Annotated in this window: 22 protein-coding genes and 1 riboswitch; of the genes, 6 read left to right on the top strand and 16 right to left on the bottom strand. The window is 70.1% G+C overall.

Annotated elements, in window-relative coordinates; genetic code table 11:
• Nucleotides 1-34 precede the first annotated feature (34 nt).
• The gene (locus CGL27_RS27195) at nucleotides 35-481 is read right to left on the bottom strand and encodes a cupin domain-containing protein (protein ID WP_119990611.1); all 447 of its coding nucleotides are present in this window, start codon (nucleotides 479-481) and stop codon (nucleotides 35-37) included.
• A gap of 187 nt (nucleotides 482-668) precedes the next feature.
• Between CGL27_RS27195 and CGL27_RS27190 the strand changes: the two genes are divergently transcribed.
• Both CGL27_RS27190 and CGL27_RS27185 read left to right on the top strand, forming a co-directional pair.
• Nucleotides 669-1760 carry an AraC family transcriptional regulator gene (locus tag CGL27_RS27190; RefSeq protein WP_119990609.1) on the top strand — a complete coding sequence of 364 codons (1092 nt, stop codon included), beginning with the start codon at nucleotides 669-671 and terminating at the stop codon, nucleotides 1758-1760.
• Nucleotides 1761-1856: 96 nt separating this feature from the next.
• Nucleotides 1857-3020, top strand: coding sequence for a lipase family protein (locus CGL27_RS27185; RefSeq protein WP_119990608.1), 1164 nt, complete (start codon nucleotides 1857-1859; stop codon nucleotides 3018-3020).
• Between the two features lie 96 nt (nucleotides 3021-3116).
• On the opposite strand, the gene CGL27_RS27180 is transcribed toward CGL27_RS27185, so the two are convergent.
• On the bottom strand, nucleotides 3117-3731 hold the full coding sequence (locus tag CGL27_RS27180; protein WP_205587757.1) for a TetR/AcrR family transcriptional regulator: 615 nt from the start codon (nucleotides 3729-3731) through the stop codon (nucleotides 3117-3119).
• A 220-nt stretch (nucleotides 3732-3951) separates the two neighbouring features.
• Between CGL27_RS27180 and CGL27_RS27175 the strand changes: the two genes are divergently transcribed.
• Together CGL27_RS27175 and CGL27_RS27170 are read left to right on the top strand one after the other, a co-directional pair.
• Nucleotides 3952-4968, top strand: a complete 1017-nt coding sequence (locus CGL27_RS27175; protein ID WP_119990606.1) for an alpha/beta hydrolase family protein — start codon at nucleotides 3952-3954, stop codon at nucleotides 4966-4968.
• A 2-nt stretch (nucleotides 4969-4970) separates the two neighbouring features.
• Nucleotides 4971-5040: riboswitch (guanidine-III (ykkC-III) riboswitch) on the top strand.
• 31 nt (nucleotides 5041-5071) lie between these two features.
• Nucleotides 5072-5392: a multidrug efflux SMR transporter gene (locus CGL27_RS27170; RefSeq protein ID WP_078642840.1), complete on the top strand. Its 321-nt coding sequence runs from the start codon at nucleotides 5072-5074 to the stop codon at nucleotides 5390-5392.
• Nucleotides 5393-5453: 61 nt separating this feature from the next.
• On the opposite strand, the gene CGL27_RS27165 is transcribed toward CGL27_RS27170, so the two are convergent.
• The 5 genes from CGL27_RS27165 to CGL27_RS27145 form a co-directional block, all read right to left on the bottom strand.
• A complete protein-coding gene (locus CGL27_RS27165) occupies nucleotides 5454-6779 on the bottom strand; it encodes a dicarboxylate/amino acid:cation symporter (protein WP_107439117.1) in 1326 nt (441 codons plus the stop codon).
• Nucleotides 6780-7156: 377 nt separating this feature from the next.
• On the bottom strand, nucleotides 7157-7423 hold the full coding sequence (locus CGL27_RS27160; RefSeq protein ID WP_078642838.1) for a DUF4229 domain-containing protein: 267 nt from the start codon (nucleotides 7421-7423) through the stop codon (nucleotides 7157-7159).
• A gap of 115 nt (nucleotides 7424-7538) precedes the next feature.
• A complete protein-coding gene (locus CGL27_RS27155; RefSeq protein WP_119994571.1) occupies nucleotides 7539-8063 on the bottom strand; it encodes a GNAT family N-acetyltransferase in 525 nt (174 codons plus the stop codon).
• 211 nt (nucleotides 8064-8274) lie between these two features.
• Nucleotides 8275-9453: an aminofutalosine synthase MqnE gene (mqnE, locus tag CGL27_RS27150; protein WP_078642837.1), complete on the bottom strand. Its 1179-nt coding sequence runs from the start codon at nucleotides 9451-9453 to the stop codon at nucleotides 8275-8277.
• Between the two features lie 47 nt (nucleotides 9454-9500).
• Nucleotides 9501-9962, bottom strand: coding sequence for an Lrp/AsnC family transcriptional regulator (locus CGL27_RS27145; RefSeq protein ID WP_014054040.1), 462 nt, complete (start codon nucleotides 9960-9962; stop codon nucleotides 9501-9503).
• Between the two features lie 112 nt (nucleotides 9963-10074).
• Between CGL27_RS27145 and CGL27_RS50225 the strand changes: the two genes are divergently transcribed.
• Nucleotides 10075-10251 carry a hypothetical protein gene (locus tag CGL27_RS50225; protein WP_162953078.1) on the top strand — a complete coding sequence of 59 codons (177 nt, stop codon included), beginning with the start codon at nucleotides 10075-10077 and terminating at the stop codon, nucleotides 10249-10251.
• Between the two features lie 11 nt (nucleotides 10252-10262).
• On the opposite strand, the gene CGL27_RS27140 is transcribed toward CGL27_RS50225, so the two are convergent.
• From CGL27_RS27140 to CGL27_RS27130, 3 genes are all read right to left on the bottom strand, one after another.
• Nucleotides 10263-10937, bottom strand: coding sequence for a UbiX family flavin prenyltransferase (locus CGL27_RS27140; protein WP_078642836.1), 675 nt, complete (start codon nucleotides 10935-10937; stop codon nucleotides 10263-10265).
• 81 nt (nucleotides 10938-11018) lie between these two features.
• Nucleotides 11019-11942 (bottom strand): menaquinone biosynthesis prenyltransferase MqnP, encoded by a 924-nt coding sequence (gene mqnP / locus CGL27_RS27135; protein WP_078642835.1) that lies wholly within the window; start codon nucleotides 11940-11942, stop codon nucleotides 11019-11021.
• A complete protein-coding gene (locus CGL27_RS27130) occupies nucleotides 11939-13390 on the bottom strand; it encodes a menaquinone biosynthesis decarboxylase (protein WP_078642834.1) in 1452 nt (483 codons plus the stop codon). The genes mqnP and CGL27_RS27130 overlap by 4 nt, the downstream gene beginning before the upstream one ends.
• A gap of 90 nt (nucleotides 13391-13480) precedes the next feature.
• On the opposite strand from CGL27_RS27130, the gene CGL27_RS27125 reads away from it, so the two are divergent.
• Nucleotides 13481-13966 (top strand): PLD nuclease N-terminal domain-containing protein, encoded by a 486-nt coding sequence (locus CGL27_RS27125; RefSeq protein WP_119990604.1) that lies wholly within the window; start codon nucleotides 13481-13483, stop codon nucleotides 13964-13966.
• A gap of 104 nt (nucleotides 13967-14070) precedes the next feature.
• Here the strand turns inward: CGL27_RS27125 and ccsB are convergent, their stop codons facing one another.
• The 6 genes from ccsB to CGL27_RS27095 form a co-directional block, all read right to left on the bottom strand.
• On the bottom strand, nucleotides 14071-15165 hold the full coding sequence (ccsB, locus tag CGL27_RS27120) for a c-type cytochrome biogenesis protein CcsB (protein WP_078642832.1): 1095 nt from the start codon (nucleotides 15163-15165) through the stop codon (nucleotides 14071-14073).
• A complete protein-coding gene (locus tag CGL27_RS27115) occupies nucleotides 15162-17051 on the bottom strand; it encodes a cytochrome c biogenesis protein ResB (RefSeq protein ID WP_119990602.1) in 1890 nt (629 codons plus the stop codon). The genes ccsB and CGL27_RS27115 overlap by 4 nt, the downstream gene beginning before the upstream one ends.
• Before the next feature lie 3 nt (nucleotides 17052-17054).
• On the bottom strand, nucleotides 17055-17819 hold the full coding sequence (locus CGL27_RS27110) for a cytochrome c biogenesis protein CcdA (RefSeq protein ID WP_119994570.1): 765 nt from the start codon (nucleotides 17817-17819) through the stop codon (nucleotides 17055-17057).
• A gap of 5 nt (nucleotides 17820-17824) precedes the next feature.
• Nucleotides 17825-18442 carry a TlpA disulfide reductase family protein gene (locus tag CGL27_RS27105; RefSeq protein ID WP_119990600.1) on the bottom strand — a complete coding sequence of 206 codons (618 nt, stop codon included), beginning with the start codon at nucleotides 18440-18442 and terminating at the stop codon, nucleotides 17825-17827.
• Nucleotides 18443-18548: 106 nt separating this feature from the next.
• On the bottom strand, nucleotides 18549-19733 hold the full coding sequence (locus CGL27_RS27100) for a hypothetical protein (RefSeq protein ID WP_078642829.1): 1185 nt from the start codon (nucleotides 19731-19733) through the stop codon (nucleotides 18549-18551).
• 244 nt (nucleotides 19734-19977) lie between these two features.
• Nucleotides 19978-20664, bottom strand: a complete 687-nt coding sequence (locus CGL27_RS27095) for a histidine phosphatase family protein (RefSeq protein ID WP_205587756.1) — start codon at nucleotides 20662-20664, stop codon at nucleotides 19978-19980.
• Nucleotides 20665-20669: the final 5 nt, after the last annotated feature.

The following is a 20669-nucleotide window of genomic DNA, read 5'->3' as shown; positions in this document are numbered from 1 at the left end:
CTGTTCTGCCTTTCCCGGAGGCTCGCGGGGCCGGTCAGTCCTCCAGCAGCCGGAAGTCGGCGAAGTCGAAGCCCGGGGAGACCACACAGCTCACCAGGACCTCCTCGTCCGCCGCCGGACGGGCCGACTGCCAGGTGCCCGGCGGGACGACGGCCTGGGGGCGCTGGCCGGAGGCGATATCGGGGCCCAGGACCAGCTCCGTGGGGGCCGCCTCCGGGCCGTCGCCCGTACCGCCCAGCCGGAGCCGCAGCGGGCCGCCGCTGTGCCACAGCCACAGCTCGGCCGAACGCACCACATGCCAGCGGGACTCCTCACCGGGACTCAGCAGGAAGTAGATCGCCGTGGCCGTCGCGCGCTCGCCCTCATACCCCGGCGGCCGCACCGTGACATCGCTGCGCCAGGTCTCCCGGTACCAGCCGCCCTCCGGATGGGGCTCGAGAGCAAGCCATTCGGCTGTCGCGGGCCGCCGGGTCGTGGTCATGTCCCTCACCGCTTTCACAGTCCGTCCGGGCCGTCGAGGATAGCCCGTAAGGCGCTCGCGCCGTCCTCGACTCACGGCGCTCACGCCCTCCTGAAGGGGCTCGCGCCGTCCTTAAGGTGCTCACGCCGCGTAGGGGTCCAGCGACGCACCGCTGACGCAACGCCCTGATCGGGCTACGGTTTTGACCATGGGGCGCGGGCGGCGGACGGTGACGGTGCACCATGTACGGGCCGCGCTGCGCGGTGCGCAGCGGCTCGGCCTCGACACCGTCCCCCTGCTGCAACGGGCCCGGATACCCCCGCTGTTGCTCACCGACGACCGCGCCCGCGTCTCCCCCGAGCAGTTCGCCCGGCTGGTGCGCGCCCTGCACCGGGCCACCGGGGACGAGTTCCTGGGGCTGGGGACCATCCGCAGCCGCCCCGGCACCTTCGCGATGATGTGCTACGCCTCGCTGGGCTGCCCCGACCTCGGCACGGCGGTGGAGCGCGGGGCCCGCTTCTACCGGCTCTTCCCCGGCGGACCCAATCTGGCCCTGGAGCGCGGCGCGGGCCACGGCCGGGAGGCGGTGTTGGCCCTGCGCGGCGGGCTGGGCCCGCATGCGGACGGCCTTACGGCGGCCGAGCACCACATCGTGGCCGAATGGCTCATGCTCATCTGGCACCGGCTCGCCGGCTGGCTGATCGGGCGCCGGATCCCGCTGCTGTGGGCCCAGTTCGCCTATCTCCCGCCCCCGTACGCCGACGACTACGAGCCGCTCTTCGGCTGCCCGCCCCGCTTCGGCGCACCGCGCACCGCGGCCGGTTTCGACCGGCGCTGGCTGACCGCCCCGGTCGTCCAGGACGAGTCCACGCTCCAGACGCTGCTGCGGCACGCGCCCGCCGGGCTGCTCAGCCGCCGCGCCTACGGGACGACCGTCGCCGAGCAGGTGCGGCACGCGCTCACCGGGGCCCTACGGGCGCGCGGCGGCCGGGCGATGAGCCCACGCGGCCGGCGCACCGCGCGGCTCCCGGAGCTTCCCGAGGTCGCCGCCCGGCTGGCGGTCAGCCCGGCGACGCTGCGGCGGCGGCTGCGAGAGGAGGGCACGTCCTTCCAGGAGCTCAAGGACACCGTGCGGCGTGACGAGGCGGTCAGCAGCCTGGCCGAAGGGGGCGAACCCATCGCCGACCTGGCCGCGCGGCTGGGCTTCTCCGAGGACACGGCGTTCCACCGGGCGTTCCGGCGCTGGACCGGGTCAACTCCGGGCGCATTCCGGCATGAGACATGGAGTCAGCAAATCTGAGCGCCGCGGTCAGCCACAGACATTCCGCCCGTCCTTACGGTCCTCCCACAGCGACTCGGCACCACCAGAGCGCCCCCGCACCGTTGGGAGAGCCGTATGCGCATCCGCACCACCGTGCTCGCCACCCTCGCCGCACTGGCCCTGGCCTCGGCGCCACCCGCCGCCGCGGCCGTACCGGGCGCCCCGGCCGCCGGCACCGGCAGACCCGGTGACATCGTCACCTCCGCCCCCACCGCCTTCCGGACCCTGCCCGGGGTGCCGACCGCGACCAGGGCATGGCACATCACCTACCGCTCGACCACCGCCACCGGCCGCCCCGACGTCGTCTCCGGCACGGTCGTCGTCCCCGACGACGGCAAACAGGGCCCCCGGCCGCTCCTCACCTGGGGCATCGGCGCCGTCGGCCTCTCCGACGACTGCGCGGTCTCCGGCCGGTTCCCGCAGGGCACCTCGATCGAGGCCCGGCTGATCGACCTCGCGCTGCGCCGCGGCTGGGCCGTCGCCGTCACCGACTACGAGGGCCTGGGCACCCCGGGCGACCACACCTATACGGCCGGCCGGTCCGAGGGCCATGCCGTCCTGGACGCGGCGCGCGCCGCCCAGCGCCTTCCGGAGGCGGGGCTCTCACCGGATGCTCCCGTCGGCATCATGGGCTACTCCCAGGGCGGCCAGGCGGCCGGCTGGGCCGCCGAACTGCACGCCTCCTACGCCCCCGAGTTGCGGCTGAAGGGCACGGTCGCCGGAGGCGTGCCGGCCGATCTCCCCACGACGCTCGACTACAACGACGGCGGAGCCGGCGCCGGGCTCGCCCTTATGGCGCTCACCGGACAGGACGCGGCGTTCCCCGCGCTGCGGCTCGACGCGTACCTCAACGACCGGGGCCGCGGCTATGTGGACTTCATGAAGCGGAACTGCGTGGCCCTCAGCACCATCGCGGGGCTCTTCCAGCGCATGTCCGAGGTGATCGTAAGGGACCCGCTCACCAGTCCGGCCTGGCAACTCGCGCTGCGGTCCTCGTACTTGGGCACCCGCTCCCCCGACCGCCCCGTCTACCTCTACCAGGGCTTGGTGGACGAGCTGATCCCGTACCGGGTCGGCGAGGCGCTGCGCACTCGCTGGTGCGCCCGGGGCGTGCCGGTGGAGTGGCGGGACTATCCGCTCGACCATGTCACCACGGCGCTGACCGGGATCCCGGCGGCCCTGGACTGGATGGCCGGGCGGCTGGCGGACGAGCCGACGCGGGGCAACTGCACCGCCTGACGCCCGCCTGAGGCCACACCGACCCGCACCTCAGCCGATCCGCGCCTCAGCCCATCCGGGCTCCAGCCGGCCCGAGCGCGTCAGCCGACCCACGCCTCACCCGACCCGCTCGGGCGACCATCCCGTCCCCTGGAGCAAGTTCCCCAGCCCGGCCCAGGCGAAGTTCATCAGGGTGGCCGCGGCCTCCTTGGCCGAGTGCCCGCCCGCTCTTCCGTCCCCCGCCCAGTCCGCGAGCGATTCGGCCGCGCCCACCAGCGCGTGCGCGAGCCCGGACACCTCGGTGCCCGCGAGGGTCCGGGCGCGCGCCGCGCCGCGGGCGTGCTCCCGCGCCGCCGCCCCTATCAGCTGCGTCACGAACTCCACGATCTCCGCCCGCATCGCGGCCACTTCACGCGCGTAGGGCTGCCCATGCGTACGGGCCTGCACATGCAACAGCGTCCAGCCGTCGGGATGTTCGGCCGCATGCGCGAAGAAGCCGCTCAGCCCGCTCCACAACTGCCGGTCGGCGGGCGCGTCCCGCTCCACGGCGGCGCGCACCGTGGCCACCAGCGCCGCGGCCTCCCGCCGTATGCACGCCGTGAACAGCTCTTCCTTGGAGTTGAGATAGAGATAGACCAGCGGTTTGGAAACCCCGGCCAGCTCGGCGATGTCGTCCATCGAGGCGTTCTGATAGCCGCTGCGCGCGAAGGCCCGTACCCCCGCGTCCAGCATCTGCTGCTCCCGCACCGCCCGTGGTACGCGCTTGCCCCCGTCGCCCCGCCCAAGCAGGCCGCCCCCTTCGATCGTGCCCCCGCACACATATCGCGGTTAAGCCTACGTGGGACCACTGTCGGCGCTCTTGCCACGGCCGCCCGCCGACATCAAAGTTTCAACTGACCACGCACCGTGCCCCGTTCAGCTCCGTACGCAGCACCGCGAAGGAGAACGAACGATGCCGAACCGCCGCAGAGCCGTCGCCGCGCTCACCGCGCTGGCCGCCGCGCCGCTCCTGACATCCACCGCCGAAGCCCGCTCCCGGGAGCCCGGCCCCTCGAAGGACCGTCCCGCGGAAGCCCTTGCCGGACGCCGGACGACCGCCCGCGCGCGCCTCATCGCCGCGGACCGCGTCAGCGAGCGCGTCCTCGACCTGACGATCGACTCCCCCGCCCTGGGCCGCGAGGGCCATGCCCGCGTCCTCCTCCCCACCGGCTACGACCACCGGCCCCACCACCGCTGGCCCGTCCTCTACCTGCTCCACGGCTGCTGCGATCCGGGCCCCGGCTGGGAGGCGTGGACCCGCAACACCGATGTCGAGGCCATCACCGCCGGCACCCCGGCCCTGATCGTCTCCCCCGAGGGCGGCCCCGCCGGCTTCTACTCCAACTGGTGGAACGGCGGCCACTACGGCCCGCCCGCCTGGGAGACCTTCCACCTGGCCGAGTTGCGCCCCCTCTTGGAGCGCGCCCTACGGGCCAACGGCCGCCGTGCGATCGCCGGCCTGTCCATGGGCGGCTTCGGCGCCCTGTCCTACGCCGCCCGCCACCCCCGCCTCTTCCGCGCGGCGGCGTCCTTCAGCGGTGTCATCCACACCACCCTGGATCCCGCCGGCATCCAAGGCATCCTTACGGGCCAGGGCGCCGACCCGACAGCCCTGTGGGGAGACCCCGCCGCCCAGTCCGCGCTCTGGGACGCCCACAACCCGTACGCCCTCATCCCCCGGCTCCCCCGCGGCTACCCGCTCTACCTCGCCTGCGGAAACGGCACCCCCGGCCCCCTCGACCCACCGGACCGCCCCGAGGACACCCTGGAGCGCGGTCTCGGCGAAATGGCCCAGCGCTATGTGCGCCGCGCCCGCGTCCACGGCCTGGCCGTCACCGCCCACCTCTACGGCCCCGGCACCCACACCTGGCCCTACTGGGAGCGCGAGCTCACCCGGGCCCTGCCCCTCCTCACCGCCCCGCTCACCTGACGCCGGGGTTTGCTACGGTCGAAAACAACCCGACGAGACGCGCCGTACCGGGCCCCGCAAAGACGACGCACCCCGTAACGAGAGACTTCACGGAGGTGCCGTCATGGCATGGGTCCTGCTGCTCACCGCCGGACTGTTCGAAATCTGCTGGTCGATCGGCATGAAGCTGAGCGACGGCTTCACCCGGCTGTGGCCCAGCGTGTTCACCGTCGCCGGTCTGATCGTGAGCATGGGACTGCTGAGCGTGGCGGTGAAGAGCCTGCCCATCGGCACGGCCTACGGCGTCTGGGTCGGCATCGGCGCCGTAGGCACCGCACTGCTGGGCATGATCCTCTTCCATGAACCGGTCACCCCGGCCCGGATCTTCTTCCTGCTCCTGCTGGTGGTGGCCATCGTGGGGCTGGAGGCCACGGCGGGCGAGTGAACAACGCGGTGCCCCCGGACCTTCGTGAGGTCCGGGGGCACCGTTTGTCGCTGTGCAGGGGTTACGCGGCGGCGAGCCGGCGCTCCGGCTCGTCGTAGTCGTCCAGCGGGGAGGCGCTGGCGTGGGCGTACGCCTCGTGGTCGAGGATCTTCTCGCGGGCCGAGACGATCACCGGGATCAGCGCCTGGCCGGCCACGTTCGTGGCGGTCCGCATCATGTCCAGCACCGGGTCGATGGCCATCAGCAGGCCGACGCCCTCCAGGGGGAGGCCCAGGGTGGAGAGGGTCAGGGTCAGCATGACCGTGGCGCCCGTAAGGCCGGCGGTGGCGGCGGAGCCGATGACCGAGACGAAGGCGATCAGGAGGTAGTCGCCGATGCCGAGGTGGACGTCGAAGATCTGGGCGATGAAGATCGCGGCGATCGCCGGGTAGATCGAGGCGCAGCCGTCCATCTTCGTCGTCGAGCCGAAGGGCACCGCGAAGGAGGCGTACTCCTTGGGGACGCCCAGCCGCTCGGTGACCTTCTGGGTCAGCGGCATGGTGCCGACCGAGGAGCGGGAGACGAAGGCGAGCTGGATGGCGGGCCAGGCACCCTTGAAGAAGCTCAGGGGGTTGACCTTGGCGACCGTCGCGAGCAGCAGCGGGTAGACGCCGAACATCACCAGCGCGCAGCCGATGTAGATGTCGGCGGTGAAGGTCGCGTACTTGCCGATCAGGTTCCAGCCGTAGTCGGCGATGGCGGTGCCGATGAGGCCGAGGGTGCCCAGCGGGGCGAGGCGGATGACCCACCACAGGGCCTTCTGGAGCAGTTCGAGCACCGACTGGCTCAGGGTGAGGATCGGCTGGGCCTTCTCGCCGAGCTGGAGGGCCGCGACGCCCGCGACGGCGGCGATGAAGACGATCTGCAGGACGTTCAGCTCGGTGAACGGGGTGATGACGTCGGTCGGCACGATCCCGGTGAGGAAGTCCAGCCAGGAGCCCGCGTGGTCGGGCTTGGCGCCGTCCTTGGGGGTCAGATCGGTACCGGCGCCCGGGTTGGTGATCAGGCCGATCGCGAGGCCGATGGCGACGGCTATGAGCGAGGTGGCCATGAACCACAGCAGGGTGCGGGTCGCCAGCCGGGCGGCGTTGTTGACGTTCCGCAGATTGGTGATCGAGATCAGGATCGCGAAGAACACCAGCGGGGCGACGGCCAGCTTCAGCAGCTGGACGAAGATCGAGCCGATCTTGTCGAGCGTGGTGACCAGCCAGCCGACATCACCGCTGCGGGCGATCCAGCCCAGCACCACACCGAGGACGAGGCCCAGCAGGATCTGTGCCCAGAAGGGCACCTTGGGCAGGCGGAAGGACGACGGCCCCTGGGGGGACGCCTTGAGGGCGGACGACAACGGACACACTCCGGTGGAGGTAAGAGGGCGGGAGAAAGCCAGGAGTCCGTACGGGATCTCCGGCCGCTGCGCGTGAGGTCGATCAGCGGCGACGACAGGCCGCGGACAGGCAGCGGCAAAGATCGATGTGCAGGCGCGCCACGAGCGGAACGCTCGCGGTGATGAGGGGCGCGGCTGCTGTCTTCATGACAAGTACATTAACACCGCCGCTTTGGGGCACCCAAAGGAAATCTTTGACTTCTGGCGGCTTCCGAGGGCTCCTGACGGCTCCTGAGGGGCCGAAAGACATCAACGCCCCCTGTGCCAACGGAAGCTGGCGCAGGGAGCGTCGGTGGAGTGTGTGGGGTGGTGTGAGGAGGGTTACAGTCCGGCGCGGGTCAGACGCCGTCCTCCTGGCTCTGGTTCGCCGCCAGCCGCTCCTTGGCGCGGTCCACCTTCTCGGCGACCTGGACGGCCACGGCGTCCCGCTGCCTGCGCAGCATCACCCAGCTGAGCGGCGCGGAGACGACCAGCGCGAGCAGCGCCACCCAGAAGAGGTTGGAGCTGCCGAGGCCGGAGGGCAGCACCCGGACGTAGACCAGGCCCCAGATGGCCAGGAACGAGCCGACGAAGATTCCCAGGCGCATGAGGGTGTAGCGGAACATGGCACTCGGCGTGAAGGACACGACTCGTCCTCTCTCCTGGGAACTCTGCTGGGCGTTCTGCCGGAACTGGTGCTGGGAAAAACTGTCCTCCCAGTGAACCACGGCCGGTTTCTGATCAATTCAGCGGCAGCCACATGGTGACGTCGTCCCGGAAGTCGTCGTCCGCGACCCTGATCGCGGCGGGCGCCCGCCCGACCTCCTTGTAGCCGCACGCCTCGTAGAAGCGGTCCGCCCCGGTGCCGCCGCGGCAGGTGAGCCGTATCCCCCGGATGCCGTCCATATCGCGCGCGGCGTCCTCGGCGGCGGCCATAAGGGCGCGGCCGTGTCCCCTGCCCTGGTGGGAGGGGTGCACCATCACGGTGTAGAGCCAGCACCAGTGGCGCATCAGCCGGTGGACGTTGAAGGTGAAGAAGGCGGTGGCGGCCACGGCGCCGTCCTCGTCGCGGCCGATGAGCAGGCGGGTCCGGCCCTCCGTCATCGCGGCGAGGTGCTTGAGCAGATCGGGGCGTATGTCGTCCTTGGCCACGGGCGGTACGAAACCGACGGCGCCGCCCGCGTTCGAGACGTCGGCCCAGAGGGCGCAGACGGAGTCGAGCAGCTCGGGGGTGGCCTCGGGGTCGAGTTCAAAACGCAGGGGCATGCGGCCGACGATACCCACCGGGACTGTCAGCGCTCACGCGCCTCAGGCCCCCGTACGCGACAGCGGCAGGGCTCCTGGACGCGACGGCGGCAGGGCTCCTGGACGCGACGGCGGCGGGGCTCCCGGGGCCCGTACCGGCCATGCCCCCGGGTCCCGGGTGCCCCGCTCGGCGGCCGTCGGACGGCGGCCGCCGGACGGTGGGCGGGACGGGTCACACCCGCATCGGCTGCGGGGACTCGCGGCGGGCCGCGTCCGGGCCCTCGAACTCGCGGATGATCTCGTAGCGGGTGTTCCGCTCCACCGGCCGGAAGCCGGCGTCCCGGATCAGCTCGAGCAGGTCGTCACGGGTGAGCTTGTTGGGCGTCCCATAGGAGTCGGCGTCGTGAGTGATCTTGTACTCGACGACCGAGCCGTCCATGTCGTCCGCGCCGTGATTGAGCGCGAGCTGTGCGGTCTGCACGCCGTGCATCACCCAGAAGACCTTGACGTGCGGCACGTTGTCGAACAGCAGCCGCGAGACCGCGAAGGTCTTCAGCGCCTCGGCGCCGGTCGCCATGGTGGTGCGGGCCTGAAGACGGTTGCGGATCTTGCCGTCCTTCATGTCCACGAAGTCGTGCTGGTAGCGCAGCGGGATGAAGACCTGGAAGCCGCCGGTCTCGTCCTGGAGCTCACGCAGGCGCAGCACGTGGTCCACCCGGTGGCGGGGCTCCTCGATATGCCCGTAGAGCATCGTGCAGGGGGTCTTGAGCCCCTTCTCGTGCGCGAGCCGGTGGATCCGCGACCAGTCCTCCCAGTGGGTTTCGTGGTCGACGATGTGCTGCCGGATCTCCCAGTCGAAGATCTCGGCGCCGCCGCCGGTGAGCGACTCCAGTCCGGCGTCGATCAGCTCGTCGAGGATCTCCGAGGCCGGCATGCCGGAGATCTTCTCGAAGTGGTGGATCTCGGTGGCGGTGAACGCCTTGAGCGAGACCTGCGGCAGGGCTTCCTTGAGCGCCTTGAGCGAGCGCGGGTAGTAGCGCCAGGGAAGGGTCGGGTGCAGGCCGTTGACGATGTGGAGCTCGGTGAGGTTCTCGTTCTCCATCGCCTTGGCGAGGCGGACGGCCTCCTCGATGCGCATCGTGTAGGCGTCCTTCTCGCCCGGCTTGCGCTGGAAGGAGCAGTACGCACAGGACGCGGTGCACACGTTCGTCATGTTGAGGTGGCGGTTGACGTTGAAGTGCACCACGTCGCCGTTCTTACGGGTGCGCACCTCATGGGCGAGACCGCCCAGCCAGGCCAGGTCGTCGGACTCGTAGAGGGCGATGCCGTCCTCCCGCGAGAGCCGCTCGCCCGCGCGGACCTTCTCTTCCAACTCCCGCTTGAAACCCGCGTCGTGTGTGGTCCCCGTCACCCCGGGTCGCCTCCCAATACGTCTGCTGATGTCAGCCTTCGCCGAGACTACGCCTCGATGTCCTCGGGAAGCTCGCCGACCCGGTTCTCCCACTTGGTGGAGAGCACGATCGTGGTGCGGGTGCGGGAGACGCCCTTGGTGCCGGAGAGCCGGCGGATGGTCCGCTCCAGGCCGTCCACGTCGGAGGCGCGCACCTTGAGCATGTAGGAGTCGTCGCCCGCGATGAACCAGCAGTCCTCGATCTCGGCGAGCTCGCGCATCCGGTGGGCCACCTCCTCGTGGTCGGTGGCATCCGAGAGCTGGATGCCGATCAGGGCGGTGACGCCGAGCCCGAGGGAGGCGGCGTCGACGGTCGCGCGATAACCGGTGATCACCCCGGCGGCCTCCAGGCGGTTGATCCGGTCCGTAACGCTGGGCCCGGAGAGGCCGACCAGCCTGCCCAGCTCCGCGTACGAGGCCCGGCCGTTCTCCCGCAGGGCCTGGATGAGCTGCCTGTCCACCGCGTCCATAAGCACGTACGCCTTCCATTATTCAGGGATTGAGCGAGATTACATGTAGAATCTAAGGCATCAGGGCCACAAGCCCTGTAAATCTTTTAGGCGCTACACCTGTCCTCAGGAGATGAGACTCACCGTGTACACGATCGAGGGTCTAGAGGCCCGCATGCTCGAGCTGCGGGACCTGGCCAACCGCTCGCGTGCAACCCATGCCACCGACCGGCCCGTCTCCCGTGCGGCCCGCCGCGCGGCCGTCGTCGCGGCCCGCGCCGCGCGCACCAGGAGGCGCTGGACCCGCTAGGGCCGACGCCCCTAGGCCGTTCCCCGGTCCCGGTCCCCACCGAGCTCCCCCTCCCACCGGCGGTACAGCTTGTGCGGCACCCCCGCCGCGTCCAGTACCCGCCCCGCGACGAAGTCCACCAGATCCTGGATATGCGTCGCCCCCGCGTAGAACGCCGGCGAGGCGGGCAGCACCACCGCGCCCGCCTCGTCCAGCGACACCAGGGCTTTGAGGGTCTGCCCGCTCAGCGGCGTCTCGCGCACCGCCACCACGAGCTTGCGCCGTTCCTTGAGCGTGACGCTCGCGGCCCGCTGGAGCAGATCCTTCGACAGTCCGAGCGCCACCCCGGCCACACACGCGGTGCTCGCCGGGACGATCAGCATCCCCTTGGTCGGGTACGAGCCGGAGGACGGCCCGGCCGCCAGGTCCCCGGCCGCCCAGTGGGCCACGTCCGCGACCTCGGCGGGCACCTCGAAGGCGTCGGGCCTGCCGTCCGCGCCCCGCGCCAGCCAGCGGCACAGATCCTCGCGCCAGTGGGCGTCGCGGAACCCGATCCCCGTCTCGTCCAGCAGCGTCAGCCGTGACGCCCTGCTGACCACGAGGTCGACGGCCTCCCCCGCCGCCAGCAGCGCGCGCAGCACCGAGGCGGCGTACGGCGTCCCGGACGCGCCGGACACACCGACCACCCAGGGACGGCGCCGGCTCACTTCTTCGTGCGGCCCGTACGGCTCGTGCGGTCCGTAAGGCTCGTGCGGCGTCTCCACGTCACCGAGCCTATCCGGCGGGTCTCACAGGCTGAGGCCCCGCACCATGAGGTCCAGGAGCGCGCAGGCGAAGAGGGCGATCCCGATGAAGCCGTTGACCGTGAAGAAGGCGCGGTTCAGCCGGGACAGATCGCCGGGCCGCACGATCGTGTGCTCGTACCCGAACGCCACCGCGACGATCACCAGCCCCACCCAGAAGAACGCCCCGGCGTCCGTGGCCAGCGCGTACCAGACCAGCAGGGCCGTGGTGACCACATGGCAGACGCGCGCCCCGTACAGCGCGCCCGCGATGCCGAAGCGGGCCGGCACCGACCGCACCCCGTGCGCCCGGTCGGCCGCCACGTCCTGGCAGGCGTAGATCAGGTCGAAGCCGCCGATCCAGATGCCGATCGCGAGCCCGAGGATCACCGCGTCCCACGACCACTCGCCGGTCACCCCGATCCAGGCGCCCACCGGGCCGATGGCCTGGGCCAGCCCCAGGATGGCGTGCGGATAGTCGGTGAACCGCTTGCCGTACGGATAGACCACCATCGGCACCACCGCGAACGGCGCCAGCGCCAGACAGAGCGGGCCCAGGAGCGCCGCCGCGCCCAGGAACACGGCGAGCGCGATGAGCGCGCCGGTCCAGGCGGTGCGCACCGACACGGCGCCGGTGACCAGCTCACGCCCGGCGGTGCGCGGATTGCGGGCGTCGATCTCGCGGTCGATGATCCGGTTGCAGGCCATCGCGAAGGTGCGCATGCCCACCATGGCGACCGTGATCAGCAGCAGCCGCGTCCAGTGGACGGTGCCGTCCCACAGATGCATCGCGGTCAGCGCGGCGGTGTAGGCGAAGGGCAGCGCGAAGACCGAGTGCTCGATCATCACCAGCCGCAGAAAGGCGCGGACCCGGCCGGGCGGCGCCGGTTCCGGGCCGAAGAGATCAGAGGTTGCGGAATCGGCGCTCACAGCCCGTACTCCTTCCATCGCTTTGACACCCGATCGGCGATCTCCGGGTCGGACATGACCATGCGCGGCCATCCGCCGTCGCGCGTATAGCCCTCCTCGGGCCATTTCGCGGTGGCGTCGATGCCCGCCTTGCCGCCCCAGAACTGCTGGTACGAGGCGTGGTCGAGGTGGTCGACGGGACCGTCGACCACGGTCAGATCGCGGCCGTAGTCGGTGTTCCCGAGGGCGCGCCAGGAGACCTCGTGCAGATCGTGTACATCGCAGTCGGCGTCGACCACGACGATCAGCTTGGTGAGCGACATCATGTGGGCGCCCCAGATGGCGTGCATCACCTTCTGCGCGTGCTTGGGGTACTTCTTGTCGATCGAGACGATCGCGCAGTTGTGGAATCCGCCGGACTCGGGGAGGTGGTAGTCCACGATGTCCGGGATGATGATCTTGAGCAGCGGGAGGAAGAACCGCTCGGTCGCCCGCCCCAGCGGTCCGTCCTCGGTCGGCGGACGGCCCACCACGATCGACTGGAGCAGCGGCCGCCGCCGCATCGTCACACAGTCGATGGTCAGGGCCGGGAACGGCTCCTGGGGCGTGTAGAAGCCCGTATGGTCGCCGAACGGACCCTCGGGCAGCATCTTCCCGGGCTCCAGCCAGCCCTCGATGACGACCTCGGCCGCCGCCGGGACCTGCAGCGGCACCGTCTTGCAGTCGACCATCTCGACCCGCCGGCCCTGGACGAACCCCGCGAAGAGGTACTCGTCGATGTCGCCGGGCAGCGGCGCGGTCGAGGCGTAGGTCACGGCGGGCGGCGCGCCGAAGGCGATCGCCACCGGGAGCTTCTCCCCGCGCCGGGCGGCCACTTGGTAGTGGTTGCGGCTGTCCTTGTGGATCTGCCAGTGCATGCCGATGGTGCGGCGGTCATGGCGCTGGAGGCGGTAGAGGCCGAGGTTGCGCACCCCGGTCTCGGGGTGCTTGGTGTGGGTGAGGCCGAGGTTGAAGAACGACCCGCCGTCCTCGGGCCAGGTGAACAGCGCCGGAAGCTGGTCCAGATCGACGTCCTCGCCGGTGAGGACCACCTCCTGGACGGGCGCGTCCTTCACCTTCCTCGGCGGCACATGGGCCATCGAGCCCAGCTTCCCGAACGCCTCGCGCATGCCGCCGAATCCCTGCGGCAGCTCGGGTTTGACCAGCCCGCCGATCTTCTCGCTGATCTCGTCGTACGAGCGGAGTCCGAGGGCCTTGAGGAGGCGGCGGTCGGTGCCGAAGACATTCATGGCCAACGGCATCGCCGAGCCCTTGACGTTCTCGAAGAGCAGCGCGGGGCCGCCCGCCTTGTTGACCCGGTCGACGATCTCCCCGACCTCCAGGTACGGATCGACTTCGGCCTTGACCCTCTTGAGGTCGCCTTCCTTGTCGAGCGCCCGCAGAAAGGAACGAAGATCGTCATAAGCCATGCGTCCCAGTATCCGGTACGCACTACCCTGGTCCCGTAACTGGGGGCCCGAGCCACCGCCCCGAACACCACACGCAGGGGGAATCGCCTCATGCTACGGGTGCTGATGATCCTGGTGCCGCTGGCACTGAGCATCTACGCGTTCATCGACTGCATCTCCACCGACGAACAGGACATCCGCTATATCCCCAAGCCCATCTGGGCAATCCTCGTCCTGCTGTTCCCCGTCGTGGGCTCCATCTCCTGGCTGATCGCGGGCCGTAAGCGCGCCGTCGCCGGAGGGGGCGGGCGGGGCGCTGCCCGCGGCGCGGGCGGCGGGGGCGGGTGGGTCGCGCCGGACGACAATCCCGAGTTCCTCAAGTCCCTGAACGACACGAGCCGTAAGGACGACGGGGACGCCGCACCGGCCGACACGACGGACGACCAGGAGAGCGACGAGGAGCGCCTGAAGGACTGGGAGGCCGACCTCCGCCGCCGCGAGGAGGAGCTGCGCCGCAAGGGCGAGGGGCCCGGCTCCGGTTCCGGCTCCGGCTCCGGCTCCGGTCCCGAGGACTCCCCGCCGCCGGCCGCGCCCTGAGGAGGGGTCGGACGGCCTGACGCGGCGGCCGGTGCTGTCCGCACGCACCACGGCCGGTGCCCGTGACCTGGGTCACGGGCACCGGCCGTGGTGGTGTTCCGGTCTCAGACCCCGGCGTAGGAGTGCTTGCCGGTGATGAAGATGTTGACGCCGTAGTAGTTGAACAGGTAGCAGCCGAAGGCGATCAGCGCGAGGTAGGCGGCCTTGCGGCCCTTCCAGCCGGCGGTGGCGCGGGCGTGCAGGTAACAGGCGTAGGCGACCCAGGTGATGAAGGACCAGACCTCCTTGGGGTCCCAGCCCCAGTAGCGGCCCCAGGCCGCCTCGGCCCAGATCGCGCCCGCGATGATCGTGAAGGTCCACAGCGGGAAGATCGTGGCGTTGATGCGGTACGCGAACTTGTCCAGCGACGCCGCCGAGGGCACCCGCTCCAGAACGGACTTGGCGAACCGGCCGTACTGCTTGCCCTCCGGGTTCTCGAGCTGGGCCTCGTAGCGGTCGCGGAAGAGGTACAGCAGCGTGGAGACGGCCCCGATGTAGAGCGAGGCGCCGGAGACGATCGCGCAGCTCACGTGGATCCACAGCCAGTACGAGTGCAGGGCCGGAACCAACTGGTCGCTGTCGGTGTACAAGACAGAGACGGCGAGACCGAGGTCGAGGAGGACCGTGGTGACGAGGGGCAGCCCGATCCAGCGCACATTCTTCTTCAGCGCCAGCAGCACGAGGTACGTGGCGACCGCGACCATGGCGAAGGTCGTGGAGAACTCGTACATGTTGCCCCACGGCGCCCGCTGCACCGACAGCGCGCGGAAGAGGACGCCGACGGCATGAAAGAGGAAGGCCAGTACGGTCAGGCCCACCGCGATCCGGCCGTACACATCGCCCTGTTCGGTGCCACCCGCGGCGCCCGGCCCGTCCGGGACATCGCGGCTGCCCGCCGCGGAGCGGGTGACGATCTTCGGTCGCTCCAGCACGGCGGTGCCGCCGCTCTGCCCGCCGACCTGCACGGTCACCTTGGCGCGCTGGGCGGCCGCGGCGTCGGCGGTGATCGCGGCGGCGGTGCGGCCGACGGCGCTGCGGCTGCCGAACACCCACTCGGCGATATGCGCGAGGAAGGCGAGCGTGTAGACCGCCATCGCCGAGTAGATCAGCACGTTGCTGTAATGAGCCAGGTTCTCGTTGACTTCGGCGGCGAGGTTCACGCGCGCGCTCCTTCGGCAGGATCTGCGGGATCTGCGGTGTCGGATGCGGATTCCGGGGCGGAGTCCTTGCTGGGGTCCTCGGAGGAGCCCTTGCTCGGGTCCTCGGCGGAGCCCTTGCTCGGGTCCTTGGAGGAGTCCTTACCGGCGTCCTTGGTGGAGTCCTTGCCGGGCTCCTCGGTGGAGTCCCGGCCGGGCTCCGGATCGGGTTCCGCTTCCGGGGCCGGAGGTGCGTCCGTCTGCAGACGGACGGCCAGATCGGCGAGTTCTTCGGGGAGCTTGGCGTACTCACTGCGGCCGAGCCCCGCCATCTCGACCACGGTGGTGCCGTCGTCGCCCCTCACCGCGCGCACCCATACCCGGCGGCGCTGGATGAACAGGGAGCCGGCCAGGCCCACCAGGGCGGCGACGGCGCCGATGAGGGCGCCCTGGTCACCCGGCTTGTGCGAGATCTGGAAGCTCGCCCATTCCTTGACGCCGTCGAACGACAGCGTTCCGGCGCCGTTCGGCAGCTTCATGCTGTCGCCGACCTTGAGCGCCCGGGCGAACTTGGTCTTGCCGTCGGGCTCCATGAACTGCTTCATCCGCGACTTGTCCAGCTGGTACACGCTCTGCGGAGTGCCGCCGTCGACGCCGAGGCTGCCGTGGTAGGCGGTCAGGACCAGCGTCGGGTTGTCCAGCGCCGGGAAGACGGAGAACATGCCCTGGCTGCGCACCCAGGTCGGCAGGAACTGCCCCTGGAAGCCGATCTGGTCCTTCTTGCCGTTCTTGTCCCGGTAGTCCGGGACCTTGATGACCATGCTCTCGGTGAGGTTGGCCCCGTCGATCGGCAGCCCGACCACCGGGCCCTGGTGCACCACATTGCCCTTGCCGTCCCGGATGGTGACGACGGGCGAGTAGCCGTGGTTCAGCAGGAAGACCTTGTAGCCCGAGATCTCCAGCGGCTCGTTCACCTTGATGGAGGTCTTGCGGGTGGCACCGTCCGCGCCGTCCCAGTAGGACACATCGGCGCGGAAGGTGCGCGGGGTGCGCATCTGCGGACCGCTGCGTTCATAGGTCGCGGTGAAGCGGTCGAGCTGGAAGCCGAAGGGGGCGAGATCGTCGTTGTTGAACAGCTGCCCCGACTTGATGTCGTCGTACTGGGTGACGCTGTTGGAGAAGCCACCGCCCTCGGTGATCAGGGTGCTGCCCTCGGTCTTCCACAACTGCCCGGCGGCGAAGGAGACCAGCAGCACGATCAGCGCGATATGGAAGAGCAGATTGCCCACCTCGCGCAGATAGCCCTTCTCCGCGGCCACCGCGTCACCCGAGCCGTGGATGCGGAAGCGGCGCCGCTTCATGATCTTCCGGGCGGCCTCGAGCACCTGCTCCGGCTCGGCCTCACTGCGCCAGGTGGTGTACGCGGGAAGCCTGTTCAGCCGGCGGGGCGCGGCCGGCGGGCGCCCGCGCAGCTGGCCGATGAACTGCCAGGTGCGCGGCACGATGCAGCCGATGAGGGAGATGAACAGCAGGAGGTAGATCGCCGAGAACCACACCGAGCTGTAAACGTGGAAGAGCTGCAGCTTCTCGTAGATCGGCGTGAGTGTCGGGTGCCGCTCCTGGAAGTCCTGCACCTTGAGCTGGTCGATGCTGGTCTGCGGGACCAGCGAGCCGGGGATCGTGCCGAGGGAGAGCAGCAGGAGCAGCAGCAGCGCGACCCGCATCGAGGTCAACTGCCGCCAGAACCACCGGGCCCAGCCGAGCGGCCCCAGCGAGGGGACGTTGATCTCCTCGGCCGGGGCGGTGGAGAGCTGCGACTCCGCGGCGCCGAGCTCGCGCTCCTCGGCGGTCGCGCCGCTCTCGGGCGGCGCCTCCTGGCCGGCCGCGGTGTCGGTATCGGTGGTGGACATCAGTCAGATCCCAACGTTGAAGCCCTGAGCCCAGGTCTGCATGGAGCCCATCATGGTGTCCCAGATACCAGTGAGCAGCAGCACCCCCAGGACGACGAGCATGCCGCCCCCGGATCGCATCACCCAGACGTAGTGCCGCTTGACCCAGCCGAAGGCACCCAGGGCCCGGCGGTAGGCCACGGCGACCACCACGAACGGCAGCCCGAGCCCCACGCAGTACGCGGCGGTGAGCAGGGCCCCGCGCCCCGCGCTCGCCTCATTGAACGCCAGGGCGTTGACGGCGGTGAGCGTCGGCCCCAGGCACGGCGTCCAGCCGACGCCGAACAGGGCGCCCAGCACCGGCGCCCCCGCGAGCCCCAGCGTGGGCTTGATGTGGAAGCGGAACTCCCGCTGTCCGAAGCCCCCCAGCACCCCCATGAAGGCGAGGCCCATCACGATCGTGACAACCCCGAGAACCTTGGAGATGGTCTCCTTGTGTTCCTGGAGGGTCCAGCCGAAGTTGCCGAAGAGCGCGCCTCCGGAGACGAAGACCGCGGTGAAGCCGAGCACGAAGAGCGAGGCGCCCGCGACCATCCGGCCGCGCTTGGCCTCGGCCAGATCCGTCCCCGTGACCCCGGTGACATACGACATATAGCCGGGCACCAGCGGCAGCACACAGGGGGAGAAGAAGGAGACCAGCCCGCCGAGCAGGGCGACCGGAAGCGCCAGCAGCAGCGCCCCGGTCAGGACGGTCTGGTTGGGATCGGTGGCGGCGGCCAGCGTGCTCACGGAGGTCACTTCTCCGCGATCAGCGGGGTGATCATCGAGCGCAGGCGCTCCTCGCTGAGCGGCGTCAGAGCGCGGGCCGCGATCCTGCCCTCCCGGTCCAGGACGATCGTCGAGGGGATGGCCTGCGGGTTGAGGCTGCCCTTCGGGAAGCGCAGCATGAGCTTCCCGATCGGGTCGTACAGGCTCGGGTAGTCGACGCCGTATTCCTTCTCGAACCTGAGAGCGGGGGCGCGATTGGAGTCACGGGTGTTGATCCCGACGAACTGCACGCCCTTGGCCTTGGTGTCCTTGGCGACCTTGGCGAGGTTCGCCGCCTCCGCCCGGCAGGGGGCGCACCACGAGCCCCAGACGTTCAGGACCACGATCTTGCCCTTGTAGTCCGCCACGTCCAGCGGCTTGTCCTCCAGGGTCTTCCCCGACAGCTTGGGGGCGTCCTTACGGTTCTCCTCGGAGACCGTGTCCACGCCGCCCTTGCCCTGGACGAACTTGGTATCGGCGGAGCCGCCCGAGGTGCCGCCCCCGCCGCAGGCGGTCAGGGACAGCGCGGCGATCACGGCCCCGATGGCCGGCACGGTTACGCCACGACGGGTCGCGAGGCCCCGAGGGGCACGGCAGGCACTCATGTGAAAAGTTTCGCATGGCCCTTTTGGGGATCTTCGCCACCCCCCTCCGGGCACCCCCGCCCGGGGGACGGAGGGCCTCCGCGGACCTTACGGCCCGCCGACGCGGTCAGTGACCACTCGCGCTCCACGCCTGGCCCACGCCGAGCCCGCGCAGATCGGCCAGGACCGCGGGGTCCTGTGCGTCCATCCAGTCGGTGAACTGCTTGAAGGAGACCAGCCGGACGTCCTTCCGCTTCTCGTCGGCCATATGCTTCAGCGCCTCTTCGACGGCGTCCATGTAGATGCCGCCGTTCCACTGCTCGAAGTGGTTGCCGATGAAAAACGGGGCGCGGTTGGTCTCATAGGCCCGCTTGAAGCCGGCTATGTACGCCTCGGTGGCCTGCTTGCGCCAGCCCGGGTAGTTCGCGGGCGGGGCTTTGGTGGAATTCTGCGACTGGTTCGCCAGGATGTTGTAGTCCATCGAGAGCACCTCGAAGGTGTGCCCCGGAAAGGGAATCTGCTGCAGCGGGAAGTCCCACACGCCCTGCTTTTTCGACGGCCATACCTGGAGTCCGCCGGGCGAACTGGCGTCATAGCGCCAGCCGAGTTCCCGGGCGGTCGGCAGCAAATTGGTCTGGCCCTTCAGACAGGGCGTGCGGCCGCCGATGAGTTCCTTGTGGTAGTCGAACGGCAGCGGATCCACATCGGTGAAGCGCGTATTCGTCCGCCACTCCGTGACGAAGGACATGGCCTGGTCGATCTCGGACTTCCACTGCGCGGACGTCCAGTTCTCCACCGACCCGCTTCCGGAGCAGAAATGGCCATTGAAGTGGGTGCCGATCTCATGGCCATCGAGCCACGCCTCGCGGACGTTGCGCAGCGTCTCCTTGATGTGCTCATCGGTGAGATAGCCGATGTCGGAGGCGCCCACCGGGTTGTTCGGCGGCCGATACAGCGACTTCTTCGACTCCGGAAGGCAGTAGATGCCGGAGAGGAAGAAGGTCATGGTCGCGCCGTGGTCCTTGGCCAGCTTGCGGAACCGCGGGAAGAGACCGTTGCCGACCTCTCCCGCGCCGTCCCATGAGAAGACCACGAACTGCGGCGGCTTCTGCCCCGGTGCCAGCCGCTCAGGTTTCGGGTCCGCCGGCCGCTGCTCACCCTGCGAAGTGGAACCGTCACCGATCGGCTTCGCCTGAGTGGTCTTCTTCGCAGGCTTCGGCGTCCCGGATCCCGAGGAACAGCCGGCGACGGCCAGTGATGCCGCCGTTCCCATGCCCAGACCGAGGATCCCCCTCCGGCTGACCTCACGCATAACGTCCTCAATTCGCACTCGCCGTTCTGATTGCCCGGGGTGTCCGGACAACCCTGGAGATGGCGAAGCGAATAGCGAGGTTCCGAAGGAACGCGGTCGATTACACAGCGGACACAATGTCTCCATTCGGGAACGCGCACCGTGACGCGCCGGCCACTGTGCGGCCATGTGCCGGTCACGCGCACCGCGGCCCGCGCCGCTCAGGCGCCGTAGCCCTGCCGCTCAGGCGCCGAAGCGCTGCCGCTCAGGCGCCGAAGCCCTTGGAGGCCCCCTTCACCGGCTTGGCGCCCGCGCGCAGATGTGCCGGGACAAGATCACGGGCCGGTTCGCTGTAGCCCACCGCGACGATCCGGTCACCGCGGTAGGTGAAGCTGGTGAGGCTGGCCAGGGTGCACTGCCGCTTGCGCGGGTCGTGCCACAGCCGCCGCCGCTCCACGAAGCTGCGCACGATCCAGATGGGCAGCTGATGGCTGACGCACACCGCCTCGTGCCCGCGCCCGGCGTCCCGCGCCCGGCCCAGCGCCGCCATCATCCGCACCACCTGGTCGACATAGGGCTCGCCCCAGGACGGACGGAAGGGGTTGGTGAGATGGCGCCAGTTGGCCGGTTTGCGCAGCGCGCCGTCGCCGACGCCGAAGGTCTTGCCCTGGAAGACGTTCGCCGCCTCGATCAGCCGCTCGTCCGAGGCCACGTCCAGGCCGTGCGCCTTGGCGATCGGCCCCGCCGTCTCCTGCGCCCGCTCCAGCGGGGAGGCGACGACATGGGTGATGTCACGGTCTGCGAGGTGCTCGGCGACCCGGTCGGCCATCTGCCGCCCCAGGTCCGAGAGGTGGTAGCCGGGCAGCCTGCCGTAGAGCACGCCCTCCGGGTTGTGGACCTCGCCGTGGCGCATCACATGGACGACGGTGATGTCGTTCTCGCTCTGTGTCATGTCAC

This window comes from Streptomyces sp. 11-1-2, assembly GCF_003595545.1.
Classification (GTDB): domain Bacteria; phylum Actinomycetota; class Actinomycetes; order Streptomycetales; family Streptomycetaceae; genus Streptomyces; species Streptomyces hygroscopicus_B.
The sequence above is the reverse complement of the archived record's forward strand: the minus strand, read 5'-3'. Positions and strand labels throughout refer to the sequence as shown.

Bases quoted from the DNA above. Each gene is read 5' to 3' on its own strand.
- CGL27_RS27185 (WP_119990608.1), top strand. From the start codon at position 1,857: ATGCGCATCCGCACCACCGTGCTCGCCACCCTCGCCGCACTGGCCCTG.
- CGL27_RS27105 (WP_119990600.1), bottom strand. From the start codon at position 18,442: ATGAGTGCCTGCCGTGCCCCTCGGGGCCTCGCGACCCGTCGTGGCGTA.
- CGL27_RS27115 (WP_119990602.1), bottom strand. From the start codon at position 17,051: ATGTCCACCACCGATACCGACACCGCGGCCGGCCAGGAGGCGCCGCCC.
- CGL27_RS50225 (WP_162953078.1), top strand. From the start codon at position 10,075: ATGAGACTCACCGTGTACACGATCGAGGGTCTAGAGGCCCGCATGCTC.
- CGL27_RS27160 (WP_078642838.1), bottom strand. From the start codon at position 7,423: ATGTTCCGCTACACCCTCATGCGCCTGGGAATCTTCGTCGGCTCGTTC.
- CGL27_RS27195 (WP_119990611.1), bottom strand. From the start codon at position 481: ATGACCACGACCCGGCGGCCCGCGACAGCCGAATGGCTTGCTCTCGAG.
- CGL27_RS27175 (WP_119990606.1), top strand. From the start codon at position 3,952: ATGCCGAACCGCCGCAGAGCCGTCGCCGCGCTCACCGCGCTGGCCGCC.
- CGL27_RS27170 (WP_078642840.1), top strand. From the start codon at position 5,072: ATGGCATGGGTCCTGCTGCTCACCGCCGGACTGTTCGAAATCTGCTGG.
- CGL27_RS27180 (WP_205587757.1), bottom strand. From the start codon at position 3,731: ATGCTGGACGCGGGGGTACGGGCCTTCGCGCGCAGCGGCTATCAGAAC.
- CGL27_RS27155 (WP_119994571.1), bottom strand. From the start codon at position 8,063: ATGCCCCTGCGTTTTGAACTCGACCCCGAGGCCACCCCCGAGCTGCTC.
- CGL27_RS27145 (WP_014054040.1), bottom strand. From the start codon at position 9,962: ATGGACGCGGTGGACAGGCAGCTCATCCAGGCCCTGCGGGAGAACGGC.
- CGL27_RS27100 (WP_078642829.1), bottom strand. From the start codon at position 19,733: ATGCGTGAGGTCAGCCGGAGGGGGATCCTCGGTCTGGGCATGGGAACG.
- CGL27_RS27125 (WP_119990604.1), top strand. From the start codon at position 13,481: ATGCTACGGGTGCTGATGATCCTGGTGCCGCTGGCACTGAGCATCTAC.
- CGL27_RS27130 (WP_078642834.1), bottom strand. From the start codon at position 13,390: ATGGCTTATGACGATCTTCGTTCCTTTCTGCGGGCGCTCGACAAGGAA.
- CGL27_RS27095 (WP_205587756.1), bottom strand. From the start codon at position 20,664: ATGACACAGAGCGAGAACGACATCACCGTCGTCCATGTGATGCGCCAC.
- CGL27_RS27190 (WP_119990609.1), top strand. From the start codon at position 669: ATGGGGCGCGGGCGGCGGACGGTGACGGTGCACCATGTACGGGCCGCG.